This is a genomic window from Halomonas sp. AOP43-A1-21, from assembly GCF_052376775.1.
In the GTDB taxonomy this organism is placed as follows: domain Bacteria; phylum Pseudomonadota; class Gammaproteobacteria; order Pseudomonadales; family Halomonadaceae; genus Vreelandella; species Vreelandella colorata.
On the sequence record NZ_JBQSWC010000006.1, the window covers coordinates 108,003 to 132,039 of the forward strand.

The 24,037-nt window shown below is 50.2% G+C and carries 20 protein-coding genes; 13 read left to right on the forward strand and 7 right to left on the reverse strand.

Annotation, left to right across the window (positions count from 1 at the left end; translation table 11 throughout):
- Window positions 1-22: 22 nt before the first annotated feature.
- Window positions 23-670 (reverse strand): carbonate dehydratase, encoded by a 648-nt coding sequence (gene can / locus ACT3R7_RS05385; protein WP_192539010.1) that lies wholly within the window; start codon window positions 668-670, stop codon window positions 23-25.
- Window positions 671-810: 140 nt separating this feature from the next.
- Here can and gorA point away from each other — a divergent pair, with 140 nt between their 5' ends.
- The 4 genes from gorA to ACT3R7_RS05405 all read left to right on the forward strand — a co-directional run bounded on the left by gorA (window position 811) and on the right by ACT3R7_RS05405 (window position 4,850).
- Window positions 811-2,193 (forward strand): glutathione-disulfide reductase, encoded by a 1,383-nt coding sequence (gorA, locus tag ACT3R7_RS05390; RefSeq protein WP_192539011.1) that lies wholly within the window; start codon window positions 811-813, stop codon window positions 2,191-2,193.
- A gap of 270 nt (window positions 2,194-2,463) precedes the next feature.
- The gene (ectA, locus tag ACT3R7_RS05395; RefSeq protein WP_192539012.1) at window positions 2,464-3,042 is read left to right on the forward strand and encodes a diaminobutyrate acetyltransferase; all 579 of its coding nucleotides are present in this window, start codon (window positions 2,464-2,466) and stop codon (window positions 3,040-3,042) included.
- Between the two features lie 65 nt (window positions 3,043-3,107).
- Window positions 3,108-4,376, forward strand: a complete 1,269-nt coding sequence (gene ectB / locus ACT3R7_RS05400) for a diaminobutyrate--2-oxoglutarate transaminase (RefSeq protein WP_192539013.1) — start codon at window positions 3,108-3,110, stop codon at window positions 4,374-4,376.
- A gap of 78 nt (window positions 4,377-4,454) precedes the next feature.
- Entirely contained in the window at window positions 4,455-4,850 is a 396-nt protein-coding gene (locus ACT3R7_RS05405) for an ectoine synthase (RefSeq protein WP_192539014.1), read from the forward strand.
- Window positions 4,851-5,134: 284 nt separating this feature from the next.
- Here the strand turns inward: ACT3R7_RS05405 and ACT3R7_RS05410 are convergent, their stop codons facing one another.
- Genes ACT3R7_RS05410 through ACT3R7_RS05420 form a run of 3 tightly spaced genes read right to left on the reverse strand, consistent with a single transcriptional unit; the run spans window position 5,135 to window position 12,384 of the window.
- The gene (locus ACT3R7_RS05410) at window positions 5,135-6,073 is read right to left on the reverse strand and encodes a diguanylate cyclase (protein ID WP_496198854.1); all 939 of its coding nucleotides are present in this window, start codon (window positions 6,071-6,073) and stop codon (window positions 5,135-5,137) included.
- Between the two features lie 10 nt (window positions 6,074-6,083).
- A complete protein-coding gene (locus tag ACT3R7_RS05415; RefSeq protein ID WP_417419939.1) occupies window positions 6,084-10,604 on the reverse strand; it encodes a PAS domain-containing hybrid sensor histidine kinase/response regulator in 4,521 nt (1,506 codons plus the stop codon).
- A 49-nt stretch (window positions 10,605-10,653) separates the two neighbouring features.
- On the reverse strand, window positions 10,654-12,384 hold the full coding sequence (locus tag ACT3R7_RS05420; protein ID WP_417419940.1) for a putative bifunctional diguanylate cyclase/phosphodiesterase: 1,731 nt from the start codon (window positions 12,382-12,384) through the stop codon (window positions 10,654-10,656).
- 281 nt (window positions 12,385-12,665) lie between these two features.
- Here ACT3R7_RS05420 and ACT3R7_RS05425 point away from each other — a divergent pair, with 281 nt between their 5' ends.
- Genes ACT3R7_RS05425 through yidD form a run of 6 tightly spaced genes read left to right on the forward strand, consistent with a single transcriptional unit; the run spans window position 12,666 to window position 17,345 of the window.
- Window positions 12,666-13,502: an ATP-dependent zinc protease family protein gene (locus ACT3R7_RS05425; protein ID WP_193092459.1), complete on the forward strand. Its 837-nt coding sequence runs from the start codon at window positions 12,666-12,668 to the stop codon at window positions 13,500-13,502.
- Between the two features lie 38 nt (window positions 13,503-13,540).
- The gene (locus ACT3R7_RS05430) at window positions 13,541-15,064 is read left to right on the forward strand and encodes an inactive transglutaminase family protein (RefSeq protein WP_193092458.1); all 1,524 of its coding nucleotides are present in this window, start codon (window positions 13,541-13,543) and stop codon (window positions 15,062-15,064) included.
- Window positions 15,061-16,059, forward strand: coding sequence for an alpha-L-glutamate ligase-like protein (locus tag ACT3R7_RS05435; protein ID WP_192539019.1), 999 nt, complete (start codon window positions 15,061-15,063; stop codon window positions 16,057-16,059). The genes ACT3R7_RS05430 and ACT3R7_RS05435 overlap by 4 nt, the downstream gene beginning before the upstream one ends.
- Before the next feature lie 31 nt (window positions 16,060-16,090).
- Entirely contained in the window at window positions 16,091-16,537 is a 447-nt protein-coding gene (locus tag ACT3R7_RS05440; protein ID WP_192539020.1) for a transcriptional repressor, read from the forward strand.
- A gap of 5 nt (window positions 16,538-16,542) precedes the next feature.
- On the forward strand, window positions 16,543-17,010 hold the full coding sequence (gene hisI, locus ACT3R7_RS05445; protein ID WP_192539021.1) for a phosphoribosyl-AMP cyclohydrolase: 468 nt from the start codon (window positions 16,543-16,545) through the stop codon (window positions 17,008-17,010).
- 56 nt (window positions 17,011-17,066) lie between these two features.
- Complete coding sequence (yidD, locus tag ACT3R7_RS05450; protein ID WP_225736252.1) at window positions 17,067-17,345, forward strand: membrane protein insertion efficiency factor YidD; 279 nt, start codon at window positions 17,067-17,069, stop codon at window positions 17,343-17,345.
- A gap of 9 nt (window positions 17,346-17,354) precedes the next feature.
- Here the strand turns inward: yidD and ACT3R7_RS05455 are convergent, their stop codons facing one another.
- Entirely contained in the window at window positions 17,355-17,771 is a 417-nt protein-coding gene (locus ACT3R7_RS05455; RefSeq protein WP_192539023.1) for a SufE family protein, read from the reverse strand.
- A gap of 92 nt (window positions 17,772-17,863) precedes the next feature.
- Window positions 17,864-19,003 (reverse strand): tyrosine-type recombinase/integrase, encoded by a 1,140-nt coding sequence (locus tag ACT3R7_RS05460; protein ID WP_417419941.1) that lies wholly within the window; start codon window positions 19,001-19,003, stop codon window positions 17,864-17,866.
- A gap of 248 nt (window positions 19,004-19,251) precedes the next feature.
- On the opposite strand from ACT3R7_RS05460, the gene ACT3R7_RS05465 reads away from it, so the two are divergent.
- From ACT3R7_RS05465 to msrQ, 3 genes are all read left to right on the forward strand, one after another.
- Window positions 19,252-20,283: a DNA-binding protein gene (locus tag ACT3R7_RS05465; protein ID WP_193092456.1), complete on the forward strand. Its 1,032-nt coding sequence runs from the start codon at window positions 19,252-19,254 to the stop codon at window positions 20,281-20,283.
- Window positions 20,284-20,480: 197 nt separating this feature from the next.
- Window positions 20,481-21,506 (forward strand): protein-methionine-sulfoxide reductase catalytic subunit MsrP, encoded by a 1,026-nt coding sequence (gene msrP / locus ACT3R7_RS05470; protein ID WP_192539026.1) that lies wholly within the window; start codon window positions 20,481-20,483, stop codon window positions 21,504-21,506.
- Window positions 21,506-22,132 carry a protein-methionine-sulfoxide reductase heme-binding subunit MsrQ gene (msrQ, locus tag ACT3R7_RS05475; protein ID WP_193092455.1) on the forward strand — a complete coding sequence of 209 codons (627 nt, stop codon included), beginning with the start codon at window positions 21,506-21,508 and terminating at the stop codon, window positions 22,130-22,132. The genes msrP and msrQ overlap by 1 nt, the downstream gene beginning before the upstream one ends.
- A gap of 94 nt (window positions 22,133-22,226) precedes the next feature.
- Here msrQ and ACT3R7_RS05480 read toward each other — a convergent pair whose 3' ends face one another.
- Complete coding sequence (locus ACT3R7_RS05480) at window positions 22,227-23,939, reverse strand: BCCT family transporter (protein ID WP_193092454.1); 1,713 nt, start codon at window positions 23,937-23,939, stop codon at window positions 22,227-22,229.
- Window positions 23,940-24,037 lie beyond the last annotated feature (98 nt).

A 24,037-nucleotide genomic window follows, 5' to 3' on the forward strand; every position in this document is an offset into this window, starting at 1 on the left:
CTTAGCCATAGTCGCCTGGTGCTTAATCGCCAGACTGTATGCGATCGATACGGTAAAGCGTTTCTACCTGATCTAAGCCAGTGACCGTACATTTAAGGTCTTTTACACGACCATCGCTTAAACCATAGACCCAGCCGTGCACGGAAATGGACTGGCCACGCTGCCAGGCCCGCTGCAAAATTTTAGTACGGCATAAGCTGTTAACCTGTGCTTTAACGTTGAGTTCGCACATACGGTCTATTTGATCATCCAGGGGAAGATGTCCAAGTGTGTTTCGATGCTGGTTGTATTGCTCACGCACCGAATGTAGCCAGTAATCAACCACACCGCACTCGCCGCCTGTTACTGCCGCTCTAATTCCGCCGCAGCCGTAGTGACCGACAATCATAATATGACTTACTTTGAGTACATCAACGGCATACTGAACGACAGAAAGCGCGTTCATATCAGTATGATGCAAAAGGTTGGCAACATTACGGTGAACGAAGACTTCACCGGGGGGGAGTGCAATAATCTGATTAGCGGGAACCCGGCTATCAGAGCAGCCTATCCACAAATAATCAGGATTTTGCTGATCTGAAAGGCGCTTAAAATACTCGGGATCCTCTTCGCACATGCGTTCAGCCCAGGCACGATTATTGTCGAGAAGCGTCGAAATAGAATCAGACATTGAATCTCCGTTTCATTACATCGTCAGGTTAAGGCGAAATGCAAGTAAGTGGAGAAGGTTTTAACCTTCCCTGCGACGAAGGTCAATAAGCGGGCGCAGCTAAGCGTTTAATGCGTATAAAAACTTATTAGGAGCAGATAATGGTAGCCGATTCTGAATATGAGTATGACCTGCTAGTGATCGGTGCAGGATCAGGCGGCGTGCGTGCTGCCCGTACCGCAGCTGCGACAGGCGCTAAGGTCGCTATCGTAGAAGACCGCTATCTAGGCGGCACCTGCGTCAATGTAGGCTGTGTCCCCAAGAAGCTTTATGCCTATGCGGCCCATTTTCACGACAGCTTCGACGACGCCGCAGGATTTGGCTGGAGCCTTTCAGAACCTGCTACGTTTGACTGGGCCACGTTAAGAGATAATAAAACTAGTGAAATTAAGCGCTTAAACGGAATTTATCAGCGCATGCTTGAAGGAGCAGACGTCACACTTTTCAATGCCCGCGCACAGCTGGTTGACGGCCATACGGCGGCATTGAAAGATGAAAATGGCGTTACTCATATCACGGCGAATAAAATTTTGCTGGCGACAGGCGGTTGGCCATGGGTGCCCGATTTTCCAGGTAACGAGCATGCGCTGGACTCAAACCAGGTGTTTGATTTAGAAAAATTTCCAAAACGTTTCCTGGTGTTGGGCGGTGGGTATATCGCGGTTGAATTTGCAAGTATCTTTAACGGCTTAGGTAGCGAAACCCATCTAATCTATCGTGGTGATCTATTTTTAAAGCAGTTTGACCACGAGGTGCGCGAGTTCACCCGTAACGAAATGGACAAAAAGGGGGTCAACCTTCATTTTAATGCCAATATCGAGCGTATCGAGGCCACGGGATCCAGCTATAACGTCCACCTGACCACCGGTGAAGTGTTAGAGGTGGATGCGGTACTGGCAGCCACGGGGCGTGTAGCCAACGTTCAAGGGCTGGGCACGGAAGAGCTGGGAATTTGTTTGGATGGAGACGGAAAAATTCCCGTCAATGAGCGCTATGAAACGTTAGTGCCATCTATTTTAGCGCTAGGCGACTTAACTGCCGGCCCTGAATTAACGCCTGTCGCTCTTGCTGAAGCCATGCAACTGGTTGATTACCATTTTAAAGATAAGCAGCCAACTCCTCTTGATTACGCTACGGTACCTACTGCTGTCTTTTGTCATCCTAATATCGGCACAGTAGGGCTCAGTGAAGAGGGAGCACGGCAAAAACTGGCCAAGATTCGGGTTTATTCCACTGAGTTTCGAGCGCTGAAACATACCCTCTCGGGAAGTCAGGAACGCACGCTTATGAAACTCATTGTGGATGATGAGACCGATCGAGTCGTCGGTGTCCATATGGTAGGAGATGAAGCGGGGGAAATTATGCAGGGTATTGCCATTGCTGTTAGAGCAGGTCTTACCAAGCGTGACTTTGACTTAACTATTGGCATCCACCCGACCGGGGCCGAAGAATTTGTCACCATGAGAACAGTGACTCGACATTGACCCCCCTTTTTTTCTAACTTTTCAAAAAGAAGTGTTTAAAAAAGCGAGCCAGCATCAGGCTCGCTTTTTTTATGCCTCACCTTTTGCAAAGTCAGACTAAACTCATATTGTCTCATTACGCAGACCACCACTTAGGGCACCAAGAGCGGCTTAAATGAGCCAACTATAATCAAAAATTATGGAAAATAGGGCGGTGGATAATATGATTTTTGAATTGTTAATAATCAGTTGTTATAATGGGCATCAAATTCGCTACAGCGAAGCATAACTATGAATACGCCAATACAGCCTTTTACATCGTCATCTGAGCTTGCACGCCCCACGGTAGCCGATGCAGTGGTTGGTTTTTCTGAAACACCGCTGTTTATCCGTAAGCCGAATGCCGAAGATGGTTGGGGAGTATATGAATTAGTGAAAGCGTGTCCTCCTCTGGACGTCAATTCTGCTTACGCCTACTTATTACTTGCGACGCAATTCCGTGATACATGCGCCGTTGCCACTAACGAAGAGGGCGAAATTGTCGGGTTTGTTTCTGGTTACGTAAAAGATAACGCCCCAGACACTTATTTTCTGTGGCAGGTGGCAGTAGGTGAAAAGGCCCGCGGCACCGGACTTGCTCGCCGCTTGGTTGAAGCCATCCTGTCACGCCCTGAACTCACTAACGTTCATCATCTTGAAACCACGATTACGCCTGACAATCTGGCATCCTGGGGCTTGTTTCGCCGCTTAGCAGCTCGCTGGCATGCGCCGCTTAATAGCCGAGAATATTTCTCTACCGAACAGCTGGGTGGAGAACATGATCCGGAGAACCTGGTTCGCATCGGCCCATTTCAGGCTGATCACATCTAATCTGCACTATCGCTGCATTATCTCGTCACACTCTTGCCAGCTTAATGATCACAAGGAGGTCGCTAATGAAGACTCAAACACTTGAACGTATGGAATCTAATGTTCGTACCTATTCACGTTCATTTCCTGTTGTGTTTACCAAAGCGCAAAATGCTCGTTTAACCGACGAAAACGGTCGTGAATATATCGACTTTTTGGCGGGTGCCGGAACGCTTAATTACGGCCATAACAACCCGCATCTCAAGCAAGCCATGATTGATTACCTATCCAGCGACGGCATTGTTCATGGCCTGGATATGTGGACGGCAGCAAAACGGGAATATCTCGAAACATTAGAAGAACTCATTTTTAAACCGCGCGGGCTGGATTATAAAGTTCATCTGCCAGGCCCAACGGGCACGAACGCCGTTGAAGCAGCTATTCGTCTGGCACGTGTTGCCAAAGGCCGTCACAATATTGTGACTTTCACCAATGGTTTCCACGGTGTGACCATGGGTGCATTGGCAACGACAGGTAACCGTAAATTCCGTGAAGCAACCGGCGGTATTCCTACTCAGGGCGCAAGCTTTTTACCTTTCGATGGTTACATGGGTGAGCATGCCGATACGCTTGATTATTTTGAAAAATTACTCGGTGACCAATCAGGTGGACTGGATATCCCGGCAGGCGTCATTGTTGAAACCGTGCAAGGCGAGGGCGGTATTAACGTGGCAGGTCTGGACTGGTTGAAACGCCTTGAAAGCATTTGCCGCGAACACGATATCCTATTGATCGTGGATGATATCCAGGCCGGCTGTGGCCGTACTGGGAAGTTTTTCAGTTTTGAACATGCGGGTATCAAGCCTGACATCGTGACTAATTCTAAGTCTCTCTCAGGGTTTGGTTTGCCATTTGCCCATGTATTGATACGCCCAGAGCTCGATATGTGGAAACCGGGTCAATATAACGGCACCTTCCGTGGCTTTAACCTTGCCATGGTAACGGCGACCGCAGCGCTTAAAAAATATTGGTCTAACGATACGTTTGAGCGCGATATTCAGCGCAAAGCGCGTATTGTAGAAGAGCGTTTCCAGAAGCTGGCAACTCTATTATCTGAAAACGGTATGCCAGCTACCGAGCGCGGCCGCGGCTTGATGCGCGGTATCGACGTTGTCTCAGGTGATCTTGCCGATAAAATCACCAGCGAAGCGTTTGAAAACGGCTTGATTATTGAAACGAGTGGCCAGGGCGGCGAAGTCGTTAAATGTCTTTGCCCGTTAACCATTACCGATGAAGACCTGCTTGAAGCGCTGGATATCCTGGAAGCGGCTGTCAAAACGGTTATTAATAGGTAATTTGACGCAGTCTTACGAATCACCCTAACGAAAAACTCAGCGGCTGGTACTGCCAGCCGTTCAGGGATGGAGTAAATTATGATTGTTCGTAATCTAGAAGAAGCGCGCAAAACTGATCGTCTGGTAACCGCTGAAAACGGCAACTGGGACAGCACGCGTCTAGTACTTGCTGAAGACAACGCGGGTTTTTCTTTTCACATCACGCGCATTTTTCCAGGTACTGAAACCCATATTCAGTACAAACATCACTATGAAGCGGTTTTTTGCTATGAAGGCGAAGGTGAAGTAGAAACCCTGGCCGATGGCAAAATTTGGCCCATTAAAGCAGGCGATATCTACCTGCTGGATCAGCATGACGAGCACCTACTGCGCGGTAAAGAAAAAGGCATGACCGTTGCCTGCGTATTTACTCCCGCGCTGTCAGGTAAAGAAGTGCACCGCGAAGACGGCTCCTACGCACCAGCTGATGAATAAGCACTGATACACAGCCTTTAGTGCTTGGACATATGTCCTTGGAAAGCAGCCTTGCTCAAGCAGGCTGCTTTTTAATGTCTATGTACCTGACCCAATTCAGGGGTTAGAGGCGGCCTTCAACCTAGATACTGAGGATAGTAGGCTGCGGGTTCTGTGCGCTTCACAAAGATCCTCTAGTTGTTCGCATAATATATATTATGTTAAATATGGTGTTCATTATCACGCAATATACTTTTACTCTATTAGTGTCGGATCACTATTCTCTGGCGGGTCTTTTATAACCATTATGACGAGCTTGCTAATGCGCCATAACTGACACGAGCTCGACCAGCCTGCTTCGCTTTGTACAATTGCTTATCCGCTTCCGCCAACAGCGCTTGTTGCTCCATGCTGCTGTCTGGGATAACCGATGCCACACCTAATGAGATAGTCACATGCTGCGCTACCTCCGAGCCCATATGTTCAAGCTTTAATGCTTGCACGCTTGCCTCAATACGCTCTGCAACATGTAAAGCCCCCGCCAAATCTGTTTTAGGCAACAGGCATGCAAACTCTTCACCACCATAACGCGCTATCAAATCATACGGCCGGAAGGATACACCGATTAGAGCTTCAGCTACCTGCTGCAAGCAATTATCGCCCTTCAAGTGTCCATAAAGATCGTTGTAACGCTTAAAATAGTCGACATCAATCATGATCACCGACAGCGTATATTGCTCCCTCAGGCACTGGCGCCAATCTCGATTTAGCTGTTCGTCAAACATGCGTCTATTAGCGACACCTGTTAAGCCATCGATCAATGCAAACGAGCGCAAAATGTCACTTTGCCGCTTGAGCGTTAGGTGCGTATTGACCCGTGCTTTGACAATGACGGGGTTGATCGGCTTGACGATAAAATCAACCGCTCCAAGTTCGAGACCCAACACTTCATCCTCTACCGCGCCTAGAGCCGTTACAAAAATAATAGCGATATCGCGTGTTCCAGGGTCGGCTTTGAGTCTACGACAGACCTCATGGCCATCCAGGCCGTCCATATAAACGTCAAGCAGAATCAAATCCGGTGCTATCGTTTGGCACATATCTAGGGCTTGAGCCCCATCCGTGGCCATGAATACCTCACACTCCTCACGAAACAGCTCATACAACACCATAATATTAATGCGCTGGTCATCGACCAGCAGTAATTTAGGCTTGTTTTTTGAAACGGCTTGCCACTGTTGCACTAATCGTCCCTCAGTTTGAATGCAGCAGGTCATGACCTGCGAGTAGCGCTGCCGCAAAATCCAGAGATCTTACCAGATCAAGAAAAGCATCGTACTCACTCCGCATAGCCTGTGGAGTGAGTCCCTGAAGCGATTCACTCTTTTCGATCGCTTGCAGGCTGCCTACCTCTAAAAGCTGCAATATAGCTCGCAGTGCTTCATGCCACTGCTCAATGGATAAGTCTGCACTGTCTTCATTCACTGGTACAAATGCCGTGGATGCCATTACCGGAAGGTCAAACATCGCCCTCAACATACCGTCACTGGCTTGTAACAGCGTAAATAGATGATCAGTATCGACATCATTCTGGTTCAGTCCTTGCGATTGTTTGCTGGACTCGGTATTTCGTAAATCTTGCTCCTGGGCTCCTACGCGATCTGCAAACGCCGTGGCGCCCATCGTTGCGGAACTGCCCTTGATAGCATGCAACAAGCTGATAGCGCCTACCCTATCGCCCTGCTCAAAGGCTTCTTTCAGGCGCCTAAGCTGCTTGGTTTGCTCGTCCGCGAATTTTCCCAGCATAGTACGAATCAGCTTGTAGTTACCGCCAAAGCGACGACTGATCGAAGATTCCGGCTCGACAATAGTATTAATCGATTCGGTTGGAGGTGGCGCTACTTCTGCACCAGCCACTTCCTGTGTTGTATGGCTTAATAGCGTGGCAATCAGCCGCTCGAGGTCAACCGGCTTGCTGAGATGATCATCCATACCCGCAGCGTAACATGCTTGCTTGTCTTGCTCCGACGCATTGGCCGTCATGGCAATGATCTTTACACCACCTTGGTCGCCGTCAGCGCGAATTAGACGGGTAGCTTCCAATCCGTCAATATCAGGCATTTGGATATCCATTAATACCGCATCAAAAGCGGGGGCAGACTTGGTGGCTAACGTCACACCCTCAAGCCCTCCCTCTGCGAGAGTTACTTCAGCACCTTCTTGGGTTAATAGCTCAAAGGCGACCTCGCGATTTAACATATTGTCCTCAACAACCAAAAAGCGCAGTCCTTCTAAGCGCTTTGGAAGCAATGACCGCATGTTGGAGGCAGTGGGCTGCGGCATACTTGGCGATATAAGCGCATTGTTGATCGAATTAATCAATTGTTGGGGGGTGACAGGCTTGCTAAGAACGTCGACAAAGGGAGCATCACCCAACTGCTGTGAATCAGATAGTACTTCCTGGCCGCAAGCAGTGATCATAATGATGGGCGGTTTTTTTTGCAGACTTTGCTGATGTATTTTGCGTGCTGCGCTTAAGCCATCCAGTTCAGGCATACGCCAATCCATCAGTATGATGTCATAGTCATTGCCGCCACGCTGCATTTGCTGAACGCGATCCACGGCTTGTCGGCCATCGCGGACAAGATCCACCTGCCATCCCATAGACTGAGTCATGCGTACTAACAGCTCACCGGCCACCTCATTATCATCAACAACCAGCAGATGCTTAGCGTGGTCTGCTCCCGGTAGCAAGGTGCCTAACGGCGGTTCTTGAGCAATGCGCATATTGATATCAAACCAAAAGCAACTGCCTATCCCGACTTGGCTGCTGACCTGTAGCTCTCCTCCCATTAATTCGATAAGCCGCTGCGATATCACCAGGCCCAACCCCGTGCCGCCAAAACGTCTGCTGATAGACGCCTCAGCTTGGGTAAAGCCATCGAAGATACGCTTGAGATGTTCAGGGCTAATGCCAATTCCGCTGTCAATCACTTCAACGCGTAAGCGCACCTCCTCTGACTGCCGGTGCCGTTGTCCGACCTTGACAACTACATGACCGTGTTGCGTAAACTTCAGCGCATTGCCCGCTAGGTTGACTAACACTTGCTGTAAGCGCAGTCCATCACCATATAATGCGCTGGGCAATTGAGGGTCGATATCGAACATGACCTCAACGTCTTTTCCGGAAAGATTACCCGCAAGAATAATGGCTAAGTCACGCATCAGGTTTTCAAGATCAACAACATGTATATCCAGCTGCAGCTTTCCAGCGTCGATCTTTGAGTAGTCGAGAATATCGTTGAGTAATCCCAGTAGCGACTTTGCCGCCGACTCGGCTTTGCTGATGTAGTCAAGCTGGCGGGTATTCAGCTCGGTGTTCTGAACAAGCTGAAGCATTCCCAACACTGCATTCATAGGGGTGCGAATTTCATGGCTCATATTCGCTACAAATGATGATTTGGCTGCGCTAGCGGCATCCGCTTGTTCCTTCGCATGCTGCAGGCGTGTTTGCAACTCAAGCTGGGCAGTTATATCACGGTTGATACCTGTCACTCTTATTGGTGTACCGTGCTCATCGCGCTCGACCTGTGCACCTGCCTGCACCGTGCACAGGGTGCCATCAGGGCGTACCACCCGAAAAACAGGATTATACGCCTCCCCTTTTTCTAGCAGGCTCTGTAGCTTGCTGTCGGCCATATCCATATCGTCTGGATGGAGGCGCTCATGCCAGTGTTGATAGCTTAAGCCTGAAGGTACCTCGTTCGACGAGAGCCCATAGAGTTGGAACATACGTGCATTCCAGCTGAGTGAATTATCGGCCACGCCCCAAGACCAAATCCCCAATTCCGCCGCATCGGCGGCCATAAGCAGTTGGTCACGCGCCGATGAGACTGCACTTTCGGACGCTTTTTGTGTCGTTAAATCTACAGCGATGCTGAGATAACCGTTGATGTCTCCATGATCGTCATACATAGCGGTAATAGAGACCGAAACCGGTAAAGGAACGCCGCCTTTACAACAGTAAGTCCATTCGCGCGTGTCGGCGCCGTGCCGTTCAGCCTCATGTACTAATACGCAAAATCCGTTCACCGTGCATCCATACTGGGATGTCAATTCATTGGCACGAAGTGCCATTTCTGCCTCTGTATGGAAATCAATCAAATTGTGCTGATCAATCACATCAGCTGCCTCGTAGCCTAATATGCGCTCAGCACCGGTATTAAAAACTTTAATGACACCAAGCAAGTCCGTGGCAATAATTGCCACCTCAGAAGCTGAGCTCAGTACGCTGCCTAATAGCACGTTGAGCTGAAGCAGTTCAGATGTACGTTGTGCTACCTGGGCCTCTAGGCTGCTATTCAGCTTATGAATCTGTGCATCAGCGGCGACTCTTTCTGAAATATCTCTAACAGTTTTTGCCCCTCCGATAACACGACCTTCTGAATTGAAAATAGGTGACATGGTGACTGAAACTGAAATGAGCGTTCCGTTTTTGTGCTGTCGCTGTGTTTCAAAGGCTGATGTCGACTTTCCAGCCTGAATGCAAGCAAGTACGTTTTCCTCCTCAGCTAATTTTTGTTCAGGCATAATCAGATGGCCAATACGCTGTCCCAAAGTCTCTTTGGTGCTGTAGCCAAATAATTCTTCAGCCCCTTTATTCCAGCTGGTGACTTTGCCATTACGGTCCATTCCAATGATGCCGTCGGCCGAACTCTCGACAATTGCCGCAAGTTTTGCCTGTTCAGCGATAATGCTGCGTCGTCGTTTACGACTGATGTTGAGGGCGCCCATCAGGGCCGCCATAAGCATGGAAAACAACACCCCGATACTTAATACCAGAAGCGGAGAGAGCTGATTAAGCTCACGGATAAACGGTGGATGGGCTTCGAACCGAAGCTGCCATCTTCGTCCATACACATCTCGTTCGACCGTACGTGAAAGCACGATATCGTTAGGGTTTTCATCGCCACTGGAATAAAACGCAACGCTCTTTTCAGGATCGGTAACATCTTGCAATTTAAGGCTAATAGCTTGCTCGGGTGGCCGCAGCCCGTTGAGTACGGCATCAATGCTCAGCGCTGCATAGCTCCAGCCCAGTGTTTGTGCTTCTCGTGCTTCGGGAGTGTCGGGTGGGCTGCCGCTACGAAAGATAGGCATCAGGATGAGAAAAGATTGCTGTGGTTTGCCTGTGGCTTGCACCAGCGTAATAGGCCCTGTTAGACGTACTTCACCGCTGCGCATTGAAGACAGCGCTGCTTGTCGACGGTTAGCCTCAGAAGCTATATCCAGACCTATGGCGGCGAGGTTACGCTCCACCGGATTAATATACTGTATGATGTAGCGTTCAGATTGATGGGGGGCGATTTGGCGAATGGCGAATTCAGGCCACCCATCGACCTGGGCCTGGGTGAGAAACTCAGCTTCGTCTTGCAGCGGCACTCGGCGAATAAAGCCAAACCCACGCGCGCCAGGAAACTCTTCGTCAACATTACGCGTCTTACTGTAAAGGTCAAAACCCTCTCGTGTGATGGCCTGACTGCTTGCCATTGTTTGAATAGCACCGCGCGCGCCGCGCAATCCGTATTGATAAAGCTCAATGCGACTAACTACCCCATCTGCAGCCGTTTCGGCTGCCGCAGTCACCGCTTCTTCACGCTGGACCTGATTGAAGTGTGCAACTATCCAGCAGGCAGCAACACTAAATCCCACGCCAGCGATTAAACTGGCAATAGGCCAGCGATTTGCAGGGACTAGCGCGATTTTATTATTCATAGACAATTATTGCCCCAATGCGAAAAAGTGAGGCCTACAAAGAGAGCCGTTAACCCCTCCAATACCTACTATGCTTGCCGGGTGCCTCAATGGAGGTAGCGGTTTCCCAAAGTAAATCTCTAAACTCAATGAACGGAAGTGGTTGGGAAAATAAATAGCCTTGCAGGATTTGACAGTTAAGGCTGCGCAAAGAATTTGCCTGCTCCTGAGTTTCAACCCCCTCAGCAACTAACTCAAGGTCGAGCGCTTGAGCAAGGTTAATAATGGCTTCGATAATGGCTATATCACTCTTATTAAAGAGCATTTCATGGACAAAACTTTTGTCGATCTTCAAAACATCAATTGGGAAGCGTTTGAGATAAGCTAAATTCGAGTATCCTGTACCAAAGTCGTCAATAGCAATACGTATGCCTCGTTCGCGCAAGGAAGAAAGGATATGCTGAGTATGACTAATATCCTTTACCAGCACTCCCTCTGTAATTTCTAACTCAAGAAACTCAGGTCTTAGCCCTGACTCAAGCAACGTGTTGTTGACCATCTGCAAAAAGGATTCATGAAGAAACTGAACGGTTGAAATATTCACACTGACGACGAGTTGTCTGCCTTCTTTAATTAGTTCCTGGGTATCATGGCAGGCCTTTTGCAGCACAAATTTACCGATGGGTATAATTAGCCCAGTCTCCTCGGCCAGAGGAATAAAATCCATAGGCGAAATTAAACAGCCATTTGCATCGCGCCACCTTACCAGCGCCTCCATCCCTACTATTGAGGCACTTTTGCTATCAACTTTAGGCTGGTAAAACACCTCAAAAATGCCATCCTCAAGCGCGCTGCGCATTTGCTGTTCAAGAAAATGTCGATGGCGAATGCTACTGTCAATGTCAGATGAGAAGAAACGAAAGCGATTACGTCCTTCGAGTTTTGCTTGGTGCATAGCAGCACTAGCATGGCGGTAAAGCGATTCAACGTTTTCACTATCATCGGGGAATAAACTGATCCCGATGCTAGCGCAAAGGTCGTAACGATACCCTTCAAGAGAGAATGGTACTGCAATTTCAGCCAATATCCTGTTAGCAAAGCTTGCTACAACCTCAAAGCTACTCACATCCAACAGGAGGATAGTGAACTCATCACCTCCTTGTCGGCTGACGGTATCTAGTGCCCGCGATGCATTTAACAAGCGCGTAGCGGTTTCTCTTAGTATTGCATCGCCAATTGAGTGTCCTAATGAATCATTGATACCTTTGAAATTATCTAGATCTAATAACAACATTGCTACGCGACTGTGATTACGACGCGCAATGTTCAAGGCTTGTTCTGAGCGCTCCTGAAGTAAAGTTCGATTTGGTAAGCCTGTCAGCGCATCATGGTGGGTTAGTCTCTTTGCCTCACTTCGTAATGCCAGGTGTGCTTTTATATGCGCTCTTGCCACAGGAAAATTTAGTGGTTTACGGATAAAGCCAATGCCCCCATATTCCAGCGCACGCAACTCATTGCCCGTTTCGGCATGCGAGGTAACAAAAATGACAGCTGCATTGCATAAATCAGGGTCGGTTTTCAATGCTTTGCAAACCGCAAAACCATCCATCCCGTGCATTTCAATGTCCAAAAGCACAAGGTCTGGTTTGGCCTCTTTTGCCATAGCCAGACCCGAAAAGCCATCGCTGGCTATATAAACGTCACCTAGATCTCGTACTAGCTCTCCTAGGGCAAGCGCGTCAGAGGCTTGATCTTCCACAATAAGAATGACCGAAGGTAAGTTAAATTTTTTACTCAGCATCTAACAGTCCCTGTCGTTGTATTTTTTTGCAGCATAGTGCATGTCTACTAGCTTTAGCGTTGAATTGGATGGTATAGAAATGTTGGATAGCAATAGTTTGCGCCTCCGCCACAATGTAACCTTCCGTAAGTGCGAGGATGTTGACGCTAGGCCCAGTCTTTCAGGCTAATTATATTGAATCACTTTGCGTAATTAAGATACTCGAAATAATGTGATGTCGTTGGACACTAGTCCCCCATCTCCTTATCATTCCTTTTTATTTTTCAAGGATGTCACTCGTTATGCGCCCAGGTGTTTTGTGGCTGATGGCTGGTTTATCACTTTTGTTCTCAGGCTGTGCCCTACAGCCGCCAGAATCAAATGAACCACCGCCATTGAGCGAAGCGTCGTTTAATTCGCGAATACTCGAACTGCAAGACACGCTAACGCAGCAATGCGGTGCTAACGCACAGCATCAAGACCAGCAGCTCAGCCAGCAAAAGACTCTGACAGCCGACGTTCGTGAGGTTGGAAGTCTTGTGCGTCTGTTACGCAGCGATATACAAGAGCTTGAGGCTCGCGGCGAAGAGCCGATTGTTATTCGCGAAGAGTGTAATATTGATGAGTCTCTTGAAACCAAGGCCACGCTGGGCCGTAACGAATGGGTCGGTTTACCCAGTATCGGTACCTATTTAAAAGCCCGCGTCGATTCTGGTGCCAACACGTCATCCTTGTCAGCCTCTGAGATTACCCGGTTCGAGCGTGACGGCGAAGATTGGGTACGCTTCAAGCTGGCCCTCAATGACGATGACGTTGTTGTAGAATCACTGCGTGATGAGTGGATTGAAGCGCCTGTCGAGCGTCGTGTACGTATAGTGCAAGCTTCCGGCGAAGCATCGCGCCCAGTGATTTCCTTATTGATGACGCTTGGCCCCATCCGCGAAAACGTTCAGTTTACCCTAAACGATCGCACCCATTTGGATTATCCGGTACTGCTGGGTCGTCGTTTCCTGATGGATATTGCGATCATTGATGTGGCGCAAAACTACATTCATGAGCGCCCGGAATTTCCTGGTGGCGAACCCGCTGAACAAGCCGCTGAAGACGAAGCGGTTGATCAAGACGATACCGAAGAGTAACCGCGCTCCCCCGCCGCTTTTCGCTAAAAGGAATTTTCATGTCCCGGCTTCCGTTTTATATCATTGTAGGTTTACTTCTGGTGGCAGGTATTGCCACCAGTGTGCATAGGCATCTTCAGTTTGAAATTCCTTGGGTACCAGGCGAACAGCGTCAGGTGTGGGAAATTGAGGCGGTGATTAACTTCAATGCTCAAAATGGCCCGGTACAGGTTGATCTAGCGCTACCCTCTCACCAGACAGGCTTTCGGGTGCTTACCGAAAATACCGCCTCTTCTGGCTATGGCTTAGCATATCAGGCGGATGAGCTAGGTCGTCAGGCACAATGGACCATTCGGGACGCGGCGGGTAGTCAGCAGCTTTACTACTCCGTACAAATGTTAGTTTCACCTGATGCACGTCCTCCCATACAAACACCGCCGGGGCTAACGTCGTCAACGCCCTGGGAAAGCCCTTATGACTCTGCAGCTAGCCAGCTAATTGATAGAGCATGGGCACGTAGCGCTAATAACGCCACGTTTGCACGTGAGCTTATTCTTGATATAAACGGCGAGCGTCAGGGTGAAAATGCTCGACTCCTGCTTACCCAAGAAGCTCCCTCAACGCTAATAGTGCGACTGCTCAATCAAGCGGGTGTGCAAGCCCGTGAAGTCAGTGGCCTACTGCTTGAAGATGGCCGCCGCCGGCAAGCCTTGAGCAGTTGGATCCAGGTCTTTGATGAACCTGCTAATCAATGGGCGCTCTTCAATCCTGTCACTGGAGAGCAGGGTCAGCCTGAAAACTTGCTGCTGTGGGAAACGGGTGGCCGCGCGGTACTGGAAGTTGAAGGCGGCACTAACTCGCGGGTGATGTTCTCCATGCTTACGCACTATCAACCGGCCTCAGCGGCGGTGCGTAACCACTACTCTGACGATACGCTGGTGAATTTCTCAATTCACAGCCTACCGCTTGAAGAGCAGGCGCTCTTCCAAACTATTCTACTAATACCGATTGGTGCGCTGGTGGTAGTGTTCTTGCGCGTATTGGTGGGTATCAAAACATCGGGCACGTTTATGCCGGTGCTTATTGCCCTCGCCTTTATTCAAACAACGCTGCTTACCGGCCTGATCGGCTTTCTGCTTATCGTTGCAGTTGGTTTAGTTATTCGTAACTATTTATCTTATCTAAACCTTCTATTGGTGGCCAGGGTCTCGGCAGTCATCATAACGGTTATCGCCATTATCTCTATTTTTACCGTATTGGCGTATCGCATGGGTCTAAGTGCCGGGCTTACGGTTACCTTTTTCCCCATGATCATCCTGGCCTGGACTATTGAACGGATGTCGATTCTCTGGGAAGAAGAAGGCCCCAAACAGGTACTCATCCAAGGGGGCGGCAGCTTATTAACCGCTGTACTCGCCTACTTGGCTATGAACAATCCCTGGGTGCGCCACATCACCTTTAATTTCCTGGGTGTTCAACTGATTTTAATGGCGCTTATTCTGCTGCTGGGTAACTACACCGGCTACCGCTTGCTGGAACTACGTCGCTTTAAGCCGATCACCGACGATGAGAAGCCATCATGAGTTGGCTGCAGAATTGGACGTGGCCAACGCGGTTGCGGGATAAGGGTATCATCGGGATGAACCGGCGTAATATTCGTTACATCGGCCGCTATAATTCACGCCGCCTTTATCCGCTGGTCGATGACAAACTGAAAACCAAGCTGTTAGCACAGCAGTATGGCATCACTACGCCTGAACTGATTGGCACCGTTGGCACGCAGTTTGGCGTCAAACATATTGGCGATATGCTCACTGGCCATAACGGGTTTGTGATCAAGCCTGCCAAAGGCAGTGGCGGCAAAGGCATTCTGGTTATCGAAAAAGTCGTCGATAATCAGTTCGTGAAGCCCAGTGGTGCGCAACAGACCCTTGAAGACGTGGAGCGCCATGTTTCCAACATCCTTTCAGGGCTATATTCGCTGGGCGGCTCACCCGATGTGGCGATTATCGAAACGCTGATTAATTTCGAAGAAAGCCTGATGGCCTATACCTACGAAGGCGTGCCGGATATCCGGGTTATCGTATTCAAAGGCTATCCCGTCATGGCAATGATGCGGCTATCGACTGCCGCCTCCGATGGTAAAGCCAACCTGCACCAGGGCGCCGTAGGAGTGGGTTTGAATATCGCCACCGGCGAAGCCCTGCGTGGTGTTCAGTTTGACCGCCCCTGCTTTAGCCACCCCGATACAGGTCATGACTTGGCAAGCCTGGTGGTTCCCCAGTGGGACACCTTGTTAAACCTGGCAGCAGGCTGTTATGAAATGACCGGCCTGGGCTACTTGGGCACGGATATGGTTTTGGATCGGCAACATGGACCCATGCTGCTTGAGTTAAATGCGCGCCCTGGCCTTGCGATTCAAATGACCAATGGCGAAGGTTTGCGCCGTCGGCTTGATCTGATTGAACGTCAGCCTGAAGGAGTCGCCGTTGAAGAGCGTGTGGCGTTTGCCCAGCATCACTTTGCCCGTAAAAGTGAGCTGGTAGAAACCTCTGACACAACTCTATCAAGCGCGTAGACTAGAGTGATGACGTTTAATGAGTGCTCCAATGACTGAAGCGAATACGCTACTTCAACAAGCGGAATCACAGTGCCATAGCCGCGGCGTTCGGTTTACCCCGATTCGTCGCCGTGTGCTTGAGCTGATTGCTAATAATGGTGGCGGCTTGAAAGCCTACGACCTGCTGGATCAGCTCTCAACTGAGCATGCGGCCGCTCGCCCCCCTACGGTCTATCGCGCGCTTGAATTTTTGATCGACCAGGGGCTGGTGCACCGCATTGAGTCACAAAATTCTTACGTGGCATGTGCCTGCCCTGAGCATATTCACGGCTTCCAGCTGCTGATTTGCCGTAATTGTGGTTATGTTGAAGAGCTGCATTTAGATGAAGTAAGCGACCAGCTAGCAGTGTTTGCTAACCGACAAGGCTTTAGTGTTGAGCGGCAAACAATTGAGTTGCAGGGCCTTTGCCAAAACTGCCGAGCCAAAAGTGAATAATCTTTATGTCCCGTTTTGATCAACAGCCGACCGATAAGCTATTTAAGGCACTTGAGTCGGCTTCTCCGCAAGATGAGCTGCCTGCCACCGCCACGTTACTTGATGCCGTGCGTTTCAATGCTGATGGATTGCTACCCGCCATCGCCCAGCAGCATGATACGCAAGAAGTGTTAATGATGGCCTGGATGAACCGCGAAGCGCTGGAAGAAACGCTTAATACCCACCGGGTGTGCTACTACTCGCGTTCACGTAAAAAGCTCTGGCGCAAAGGTGAGTCATCAGGACAGCAACAGCATTTAAAATCAGCCGCTCTTGATTGCGATGGCGATACGCTTTTACTGCAGGTAGAACAAACCGGCCCTGCCTGCCATACCGGTCGGCGAAGCTGCTTTTATCTCTCGCTAACGCATGAACACGCCACCATTAATAGCGAGCCGCTTATCAATCCTGATGAGCTTTACGGTAAACAGTAGTGATTTACTGGGCGCGGGCGGCAGGCAGGATCTTACGTCAGTTGATCATTAGCTTAATGGTGGGCGCTGTGCGCACCTATCAGTATGTTATCAGCCCACTGCTTGGCCCGCGCTGCAGGTTTTGGCCCAGCTGCTCATCCTACACTATTGAAGCTATCCAGGTTCATGGCCCGCTTAAGGGCGGATGGATGGCGATCAAGCGAATTATCAAATGCCACCCCGGCAATCCCGGCGGCATGGACCCGGTCCCCGGCGGACGCAGTGAACAGCTATGCAAAGAGGATGACGAGCAGTCACCGCCCTCCTCTTGCTGTAACCACCACCCTCGCCTCTGAGCGTTCCAATTATCCTTGCTGGGCAACCAGGTAAATACGTTCAAGCATGGCATGCAGGCCATTGCTGCGTGTCGGTGACAAATGCTTGTCCAGCCCCAAATCCGTTAGAAAATGCGGCTCCGTTGTGCGTATTTCAGCCGCGGTACGCCCGCTATAAATACGCAGTAGTACCGCAATAAGCCCAGACACAATGGCCGCATCCGAGGTAGCGTTAAAAATTAGCTGATCGCCTTGAACATCATGGCGCATCCATACGTTTGACTGGCAGCCCTGTATCTTGAATTCTTCTGTTTTACACTCCTCTGGAAAATCAGGGAGCTGCTTGCCCATATCGATAATGTATTGATAACGGTCCATCCAGTTATCAAACATTTCAAAATCTTCGATTAGCTCCTGCTGGGCCTGCTCGGCGCCGGAAGTGCTCATACGCGCTCCTTTTTACATTCGATTTAAAAACGTCGCATCATTATACGGGTTCAACGCACCTTGCGTGGATAGCTTTGCTTTTGAAATTAGCTTTATGGCGTAAGCCGATGGCGCTGCTGTTCCTGGTGCCACTCATTATCTTCGGTGTGCAGATAGCGCGACGTAGTATCCAGGCGTGCATGGCGAGCGCTTTCGGCCAGGTGGCGCAAACTGATTCCGGCCTGTGCCTGATGGGTAATTGAGGTGTGGCGCAACCAGTGCGGCGTTGCCTTGCGCAGCGCCGCCACATAAGCAGGCGAGCCATCCTCCATTTCAAGCGCATTGGCCGCCTCCGTAAACGTATCTCGAATTAGCCGATATAGCTGATTATGGCCAATACTGCGCCGCCCATCCAATGCCCGAACGGCAGGCGTTTCATCCAGATGCGCTGGCTTATCCTCAAGCCCTAATGCCTGCCGCCAATCAGCCAAACATATCTGCATATCATCGGGTAAAGGAACACGCGCTAACTTACTCCCCTTACCTACTACGGACCACCACCAGCGCCCTTCTGCTTGATAAAAATCGCCCATTCGCGCATCCGCTATTTCGCTGATGCGAGGTGCCAGCAAATAAGCAAAGCCAAAAATAAACCGGCGTCTGGCCTGCTCGTACTCAGCACGCTTTCCACTATTAGCAGGAGTTAAAGGCCTATTAAGCCATTGCCACAGCCATTCCCACAGGTCGCGCTCAAGATAGCGCTCAATACGCGACGACTGATTGTTTAAGCGACGGGATTTGTCGCGCATTAGCCGAAATGGGTTGTGATTTACCCACCCAGCTTCCACCAGCCAGCTGAATAGCCCCTGCAAAATAATCAAGCTCTGCCGCCGACTGGCTGGCGATAACGGCCCCCGAAATGGCCGCCAGTCTGGGTGGTAACGAGGCTTTGAAGGCCCTACCCACTGATTGGCTGGCTGTGGATCTGCTAGAAACGCTTCGAATTGGCGCAGAGCTTCACGGTTCATGGCGGTTAGCGGTTGCTGCTGGTTGCCTAGCCAAAGCAGTAGCCGTTCGGCTTCACGGCGGTAACTTTTCCACGTTTGCGGACTGTCCTGATACTCGGCGAGCCATGCCGCAACGGCTTGAGCATCGTCAGCGGCGTCTATCCGCGCCGATGCGATGGGCTGCCCTGCCCCATTTTGCGCTAGAAAAGCCTCATTTTGCTCAATAATTACGCCTAATTGCGTCATAACCGGGTCTTTTCCTTAAGCAGCAGCGTTAATCCGCACTATGCCGTTTTGAATTCTATGTGTTTGTTTTACTAGGGTTGTAAGTATGGCGATATGATTCATTAAATTCAAGATAATAAGAGTAATCTTGAATTTATTCATGTATTGATAAATATTATTACGTATTACATATAACGTAATTATTGTGTTTGTAAGCAATTACGCAGAAAATAGCGTTATTTAGTAATCTATTCAGGAAGGCAAAGAGCATGGCGCGCAGTGGCATTCAGTACAGTGATGTTCAGCAGGCAATTGATACGCTCTTAACCCGCGGTGATACGCCAAGCGTGCAAAGAATCCGCGAGGTATTAGGAACAGGAAGCTTTACTACGATTAGTGAACACTTCCGCCATTGGCGCACCGAGCGTGAGCAGAACAGGGATATTCCGCCGCCTAAAGGCGTTCCTGAAGTTGTGGTCAACGTGGCCAGTGAGCTATGGCGTGAAGCGCAGGATGTCGCCAACCAAGCGCTGGCCCACTATCGAGAGGAGGCAAACCGTCAGGTAGAAGAAGCCCAGCAAGCGGCTATCGATGCCGCCCACTTGGCCGCCAATGCAGAGCAGCGTGAGAGCGCCCTGGCCGACCATCTCCGCCATACAGAGCAGCGCCTGGAAGCACTTAACCGCGAATTTGCCGCGAGCCAGGCAAATGAACAGCATTTGCTTCAAGCCGCTAATGAGGGACGGGCAGAAAGCCAGCAGCTGAAAAAAGCCCACGAAGCACTGCAGCAACACAATGCGACGCTTACTCAGCAGCATGTCGCTGAGTTAAAAGATCAGCAGAGCGCCTGGGAAAAACGCTTGGCTCAAGAAGAACAGCGCAATGAAAACGCCGAGGGAAGGTTAATGACAATGCTGGACGAAGCTCGTCAAGAGCGCGCCCAGGAAGAAAAATCCTCGCAGAAACGGCTGCATCAGAAACAGCAGCGTATTGAGGCGTTAACCGAGGAGCTAAAGCTTAATCGCAACGATCTACTCGAACAGCAGACTCAGGCAACCAAATACGCCCAGCAATCAAAAGAGCTTGAGCAGCACATTACGACACTGGAAGAGCGCCTGGCGTCACTAAGCCAGCAATTGACTGACGCCCAGGCCAGCAGCAAGCAGCAAGCAGAACAGGCAAATATTGAGCGCGAATGGCAGAGCGAAATGGCTCAGCAGATGGCCGCGCTACAGCAACAGCTTTCTGAACTACCTGCGTCTATAAACGTCAGAGAAAAGCAGCCCAAAGGCGATGAGTAAATTACTTAAAACCTAACGGCCAACCAGAACATTTAAGGCATTTGCGTTGAATTCTAATTTACGCCTTGAGACATTACCTAGGCTATTTATAGAGAAGGCATTATGTCTAGATCCACTTATCAATGGCCCGTCACTTTTAGAGCCACTCAGTGCTTTATCGCTCTACGCGACAAGTGATGACTGGCCGGAGCATCACCATGCTGATAAAAATTGCCAAGCCCAGTGACTTGCACGAATCGGAGGTTACTCCTGAGTCGATCTATCTATCGCGCAGACGCTTTATGGGTGGGCTTGCGGGCCTCGGCGCTGGTTTGGCGTTAGCAGGCAATGCCACGGCCCAGGAGCAGCCTTCTGACTATGCCGATGTTCCTGAAGGGGATGCTCCTGAGTGGTTCAAGGCCAAACGTGATGCGGCCGAATGGCAAGCTATCGTGCCTAGCGACCCCAGCCAGGACAAAATGGCGCCCTTTGCCGATGCCAGCGGCTATAACAATTTTTTCGAGTTTGGTACCGGCAAGAGCGACCCTGCCCGAAAAGCGGGATCACTGGTCACCCAGCCCTGGAGCGTGGTGATTGATGGTGAAGTCAATAACGCAGGACGCTTCGCCCTTGAAGATATCGCCAAGCCTTCCCAATTTGAAGAGCGTATTTACCGGCTACGCTGCGTGGAAGCTTGGTCGATGGTCATTCCCTGGCTGGGCATCTCGCTGGCCGACGTTATACAGCGCGCAGAACCAACCTCAAAGGCCAAGTACGTACGCTTTGAAACGCTGGTGGATCCTGAGCAGATGCCGGGTCAGCGTTCCTCTTTTGGCCTTATCGACTGGCCCTATGTGGAGGGTCTACGCCTTGATGAGGCGATGCACCCGCTTAGTTTTCTCGCCATGGGTATGTACGGACGAGAGCTTCCCAATCAAAACGGTGCACCGCTGCGCCTGGTAGTGCCTTGGAAGTATGGTTTTAAAAGCATCAAGTCGATTGTGCGCATTTCACTTGTTGAGGAGGAGCCGCTTAATTCGTGGCAGCAGATCGCCGCCAATGAATATGGTTTCTATGCCAACGTGAACCCAGAAGTCGATCATCCCCGCTGGAGCCAGGCAACCGAGCGCCGCTTACCTAACAGCCTGTTCAATACCAATATCATCGATACGCGCATGTTCAATGGTTATGGCGATGAAGTAGCCAGCTTATACGCTGACATGGATCTTCGGACCCACTACTAATGCCTATGCCGACTTATTTTATTACGCTATGGCGAATAGGTGTTTTCATTGGCGCCTTGGTGCCTTTGGGCTGGTGGAGCTTGCAGGTTGCCAACAATATGGCGGGCCCAGAACCTGGGCGCTATTTGCTGTTAAATATAGGCCAAGCCGCCTTATGGCTACTGCTGCTTACCTTGACACTTACGCCACTGACCAAGCTGACACGCTGGAAAGGCTTTAGCGTTATCCGTCGTCAGTTGGGCCTTTGGACGCTCGCCTACGCTTTTTTACACCTGGTCTGCTACGTGCTGTTTATTCTGGGGCTTAACTGGGCCCAGCTAGGCAGTGAAATCATTAAACGACCGTACATCATCGTTGGCATGCTAGCGCTGTTAGGCTTAGCCGCCCTTGGCGCCACGTCCAACCGCTGGGCTATGCGCAAACTGGGCAAGCGCTGGAAAACACTGCATAAGCTTATCTACGTTATATTAGCGCTAGTGCTGCTGCACTTCTTATGGATAGTACGTGCCGATATGCAGGAGTGGTTTTTATACGCCATGGCAGGCGCGCTATTAATGTGCCTGCGGATTCCCGCCATATCACGCATGCTGCCCAAGGTACGCCAACGGCTGAAGCACTCCGCATAATTAATCTGTGTCGCTAATCTGCTTAGCCAAACTGCTTAAGTAAAAAGGCCACCGCTTGGGTGGCCTTTGTGTAGTTAGTGCATGTTTACATGCTTTAGGTTTTCTCTTGATAGCCTTCATCATCGGTTACTTCCCATGAGCCCTCTTCTGTCCAGGGGTCATTTTCCGGGAACTCCTCTATATTGATCTCCGGCTCTTCGTAATTGGGTTGATAGCGTAAATCATACTGCGCCGCTCGCACCATGGAGATCATCAAGAGTAGCGCAATCAGCAACAGCGGCACCCCGCTCACAATACTCGCCGTCTGCAGGGTTTCAAGGCCGCCCAAAAAGAGTAGCGACATGGGCAACAGTGAAAGCGTGAATGCCCAGAACAGGCGATGCCAACGTGCCGGCTCCTTATCCAGATTCTTTTCCGCGGCGGATGACAGAATATAAGCAATCGAGTCAAACGTCGTCGCGGTGAAGATAGACAGCAAAATCACCACCGCCAAGGTGACCAACCAGGAAAGCGGCAGTTCAGCGAGAACCGCATAGAAGGCCACGTTTGCTGACTGATCGTTCATCAACTGAATAACATCCAGCGTGCCTGATAGCTGCAGATAAAGGCCATAGTTGCCCAGAATGATAAAAAACAGCGCGCAACCTAAGGAGCCAAAGAAAATCGAGCCCGCTACCATGGTCTTGATCCGCCGCCCCTTTGAAATACGCGCAATAAAAAGACCCACGGTGGGCGCAAACACCAGCCACCACGCCCAGTAAAAAATCGTCCATGCCTGCGGAAAACCGGTCTCTTCAAAACCATCAAAGTTGCCAAACGGCTCTGTCCAGGTCGCCATCTGAATCAGGTTGCTGAGCATTAATCCAATCGAGTTAAGGCCCGTGTCCAGAATAAATACGGTAGGGCCTACCGTCAGCACAAACAGCAGTACCGCCAGGCCGAGCCACATGTTGATATCGGAGAGCATCTCAATGCCCCCTTTCAAGCCCCGCCAGGCACTGATGGCAAATAGCGCAGTAGTACCCACCAATACCCCGATCTGACTGACTGGGTTAGGGGTGAAGCCAAACAGGTTGCCTAACCCCTGGTTAATCAGCGGTACCAAAATGCCTAATGAGGTCGCTCCACCGCCCAGCATGCCAAAGATAAACAGGATATCGATAATGTTACCCAGCCAACTACGCGCGAGCTTCTCACCCAAAACCGGCCGGATCGCTTCACTGATACGCAGTACCTTGTGCTTACGCACATGGAGGAAGTAGGCCATAGGCAGTGCCGGCACAAGATAAATAGACCAAGCGATAGGCCCCCAGTGGAACATGCCATAGGTAGCCGCCCATGCCGTCGCTTCCTCGGAGAAGGGCTCAACATGAAACGGTGGGTTCTGCAGATAATACATCCACTCGACCATGCCCCAGAAAACCACTGCGCCCCCAATCCCTGCCGCGAACAGCATGGCGCCCCATGAAAATAGCGAGAATTCAGGCTCAGCGTCGACATCGCCGAGCTTGATCTGGCCAATATCACTAAACACGATGTAAATCATGAATCCCAGTGACGCGATGCCCATCGTTTGGTAAAGCATGCCGAGGTTTTGAGTGACAAACCCTTGCGCAGCCATTACCCACACGCGGCCCATTTCGGGAAAGGCAATTAATGGCAGCGTGACGATTAGCAGCAGGCCTAGTGAGCCAAAAAAGATAGGCTTATGGATATTTGAAAATGCGCGCTGAATATTAATGGTGGTGTCTCCTTGGGGATAGCCGCTTGCCGGGTACCCACCACCGGCATTGAGCCTTACGCTCAATCGACGTCCATGTATAAGGTTTGCTCAATCTTTATTGGATAATTACACGCTTTTGTAAAGCGTGCTAGAAACGCTTTCAACGCAGTAGGTACTGTTGA

Bases quoted from the DNA above. Each gene is read 5' to 3' on its own strand.
- can (WP_192539010.1), bottom strand. From the start codon at position 670: ATGTCTGATTCTATTTCGACGCTTCTCGACAATAATCGTGCCTGGGCT.
- gorA (WP_192539011.1), top strand. From the start codon at position 811: ATGGTAGCCGATTCTGAATATGAGTATGACCTGCTAGTGATCGGTGCA.
- ectA (WP_192539012.1), top strand. From the start codon at position 2,464: ATGAATACGCCAATACAGCCTTTTACATCGTCATCTGAGCTTGCACGC.
- ectB (WP_192539013.1), top strand. From the start codon at position 3,108: ATGAAGACTCAAACACTTGAACGTATGGAATCTAATGTTCGTACCTAT.
- ACT3R7_RS05405 (WP_192539014.1), top strand. From the start codon at position 4,455: ATGATTGTTCGTAATCTAGAAGAAGCGCGCAAAACTGATCGTCTGGTA.
- ACT3R7_RS05415 (WP_417419939.1), bottom strand. From the start codon at position 10,604: ATGAATAATAAAATCGCGCTAGTCCCTGCAAATCGCTGGCCTATTGCC.
- ACT3R7_RS05420 (WP_417419940.1), bottom strand. From the start codon at position 12,384: ATGCTGAGTAAAAAATTTAACTTACCTTCGGTCATTCTTATTGTGGAA.
- ACT3R7_RS05425 (WP_193092459.1), top strand. From the start codon at position 12,666: ATGCGCCCAGGTGTTTTGTGGCTGATGGCTGGTTTATCACTTTTGTTC.
- ACT3R7_RS05430 (WP_193092458.1), top strand. From the start codon at position 13,541: ATGTCCCGGCTTCCGTTTTATATCATTGTAGGTTTACTTCTGGTGGCA.
- ACT3R7_RS05435 (WP_192539019.1), top strand. From the start codon at position 15,061: ATGAGTTGGCTGCAGAATTGGACGTGGCCAACGCGGTTGCGGGATAAG.
- ACT3R7_RS05440 (WP_192539020.1), top strand. From the start codon at position 16,091: ATGACTGAAGCGAATACGCTACTTCAACAAGCGGAATCACAGTGCCAT.
- hisI (WP_192539021.1), top strand. From the start codon at position 16,543: ATGTCCCGTTTTGATCAACAGCCGACCGATAAGCTATTTAAGGCACTT.
- yidD (WP_225736252.1), top strand. From the start codon at position 17,067: ATGGTGGGCGCTGTGCGCACCTATCAGTATGTTATCAGCCCACTGCTT.
- ACT3R7_RS05455 (WP_192539023.1), bottom strand. From the start codon at position 17,771: ATGAGCACTTCCGGCGCCGAGCAGGCCCAGCAGGAGCTAATCGAAGAT.
- ACT3R7_RS05460 (WP_417419941.1), bottom strand. From the start codon at position 19,003: ATGACGCAATTAGGCGTAATTATTGAGCAAAATGAGGCTTTTCTAGCG.
- ACT3R7_RS05465 (WP_193092456.1), top strand. From the start codon at position 19,252: ATGGCGCGCAGTGGCATTCAGTACAGTGATGTTCAGCAGGCAATTGAT.
- msrP (WP_192539026.1), top strand. From the start codon at position 20,481: ATGCTGATAAAAATTGCCAAGCCCAGTGACTTGCACGAATCGGAGGTT.
- msrQ (WP_193092455.1), top strand. From the start codon at position 21,506: ATGCCTATGCCGACTTATTTTATTACGCTATGGCGAATAGGTGTTTTC.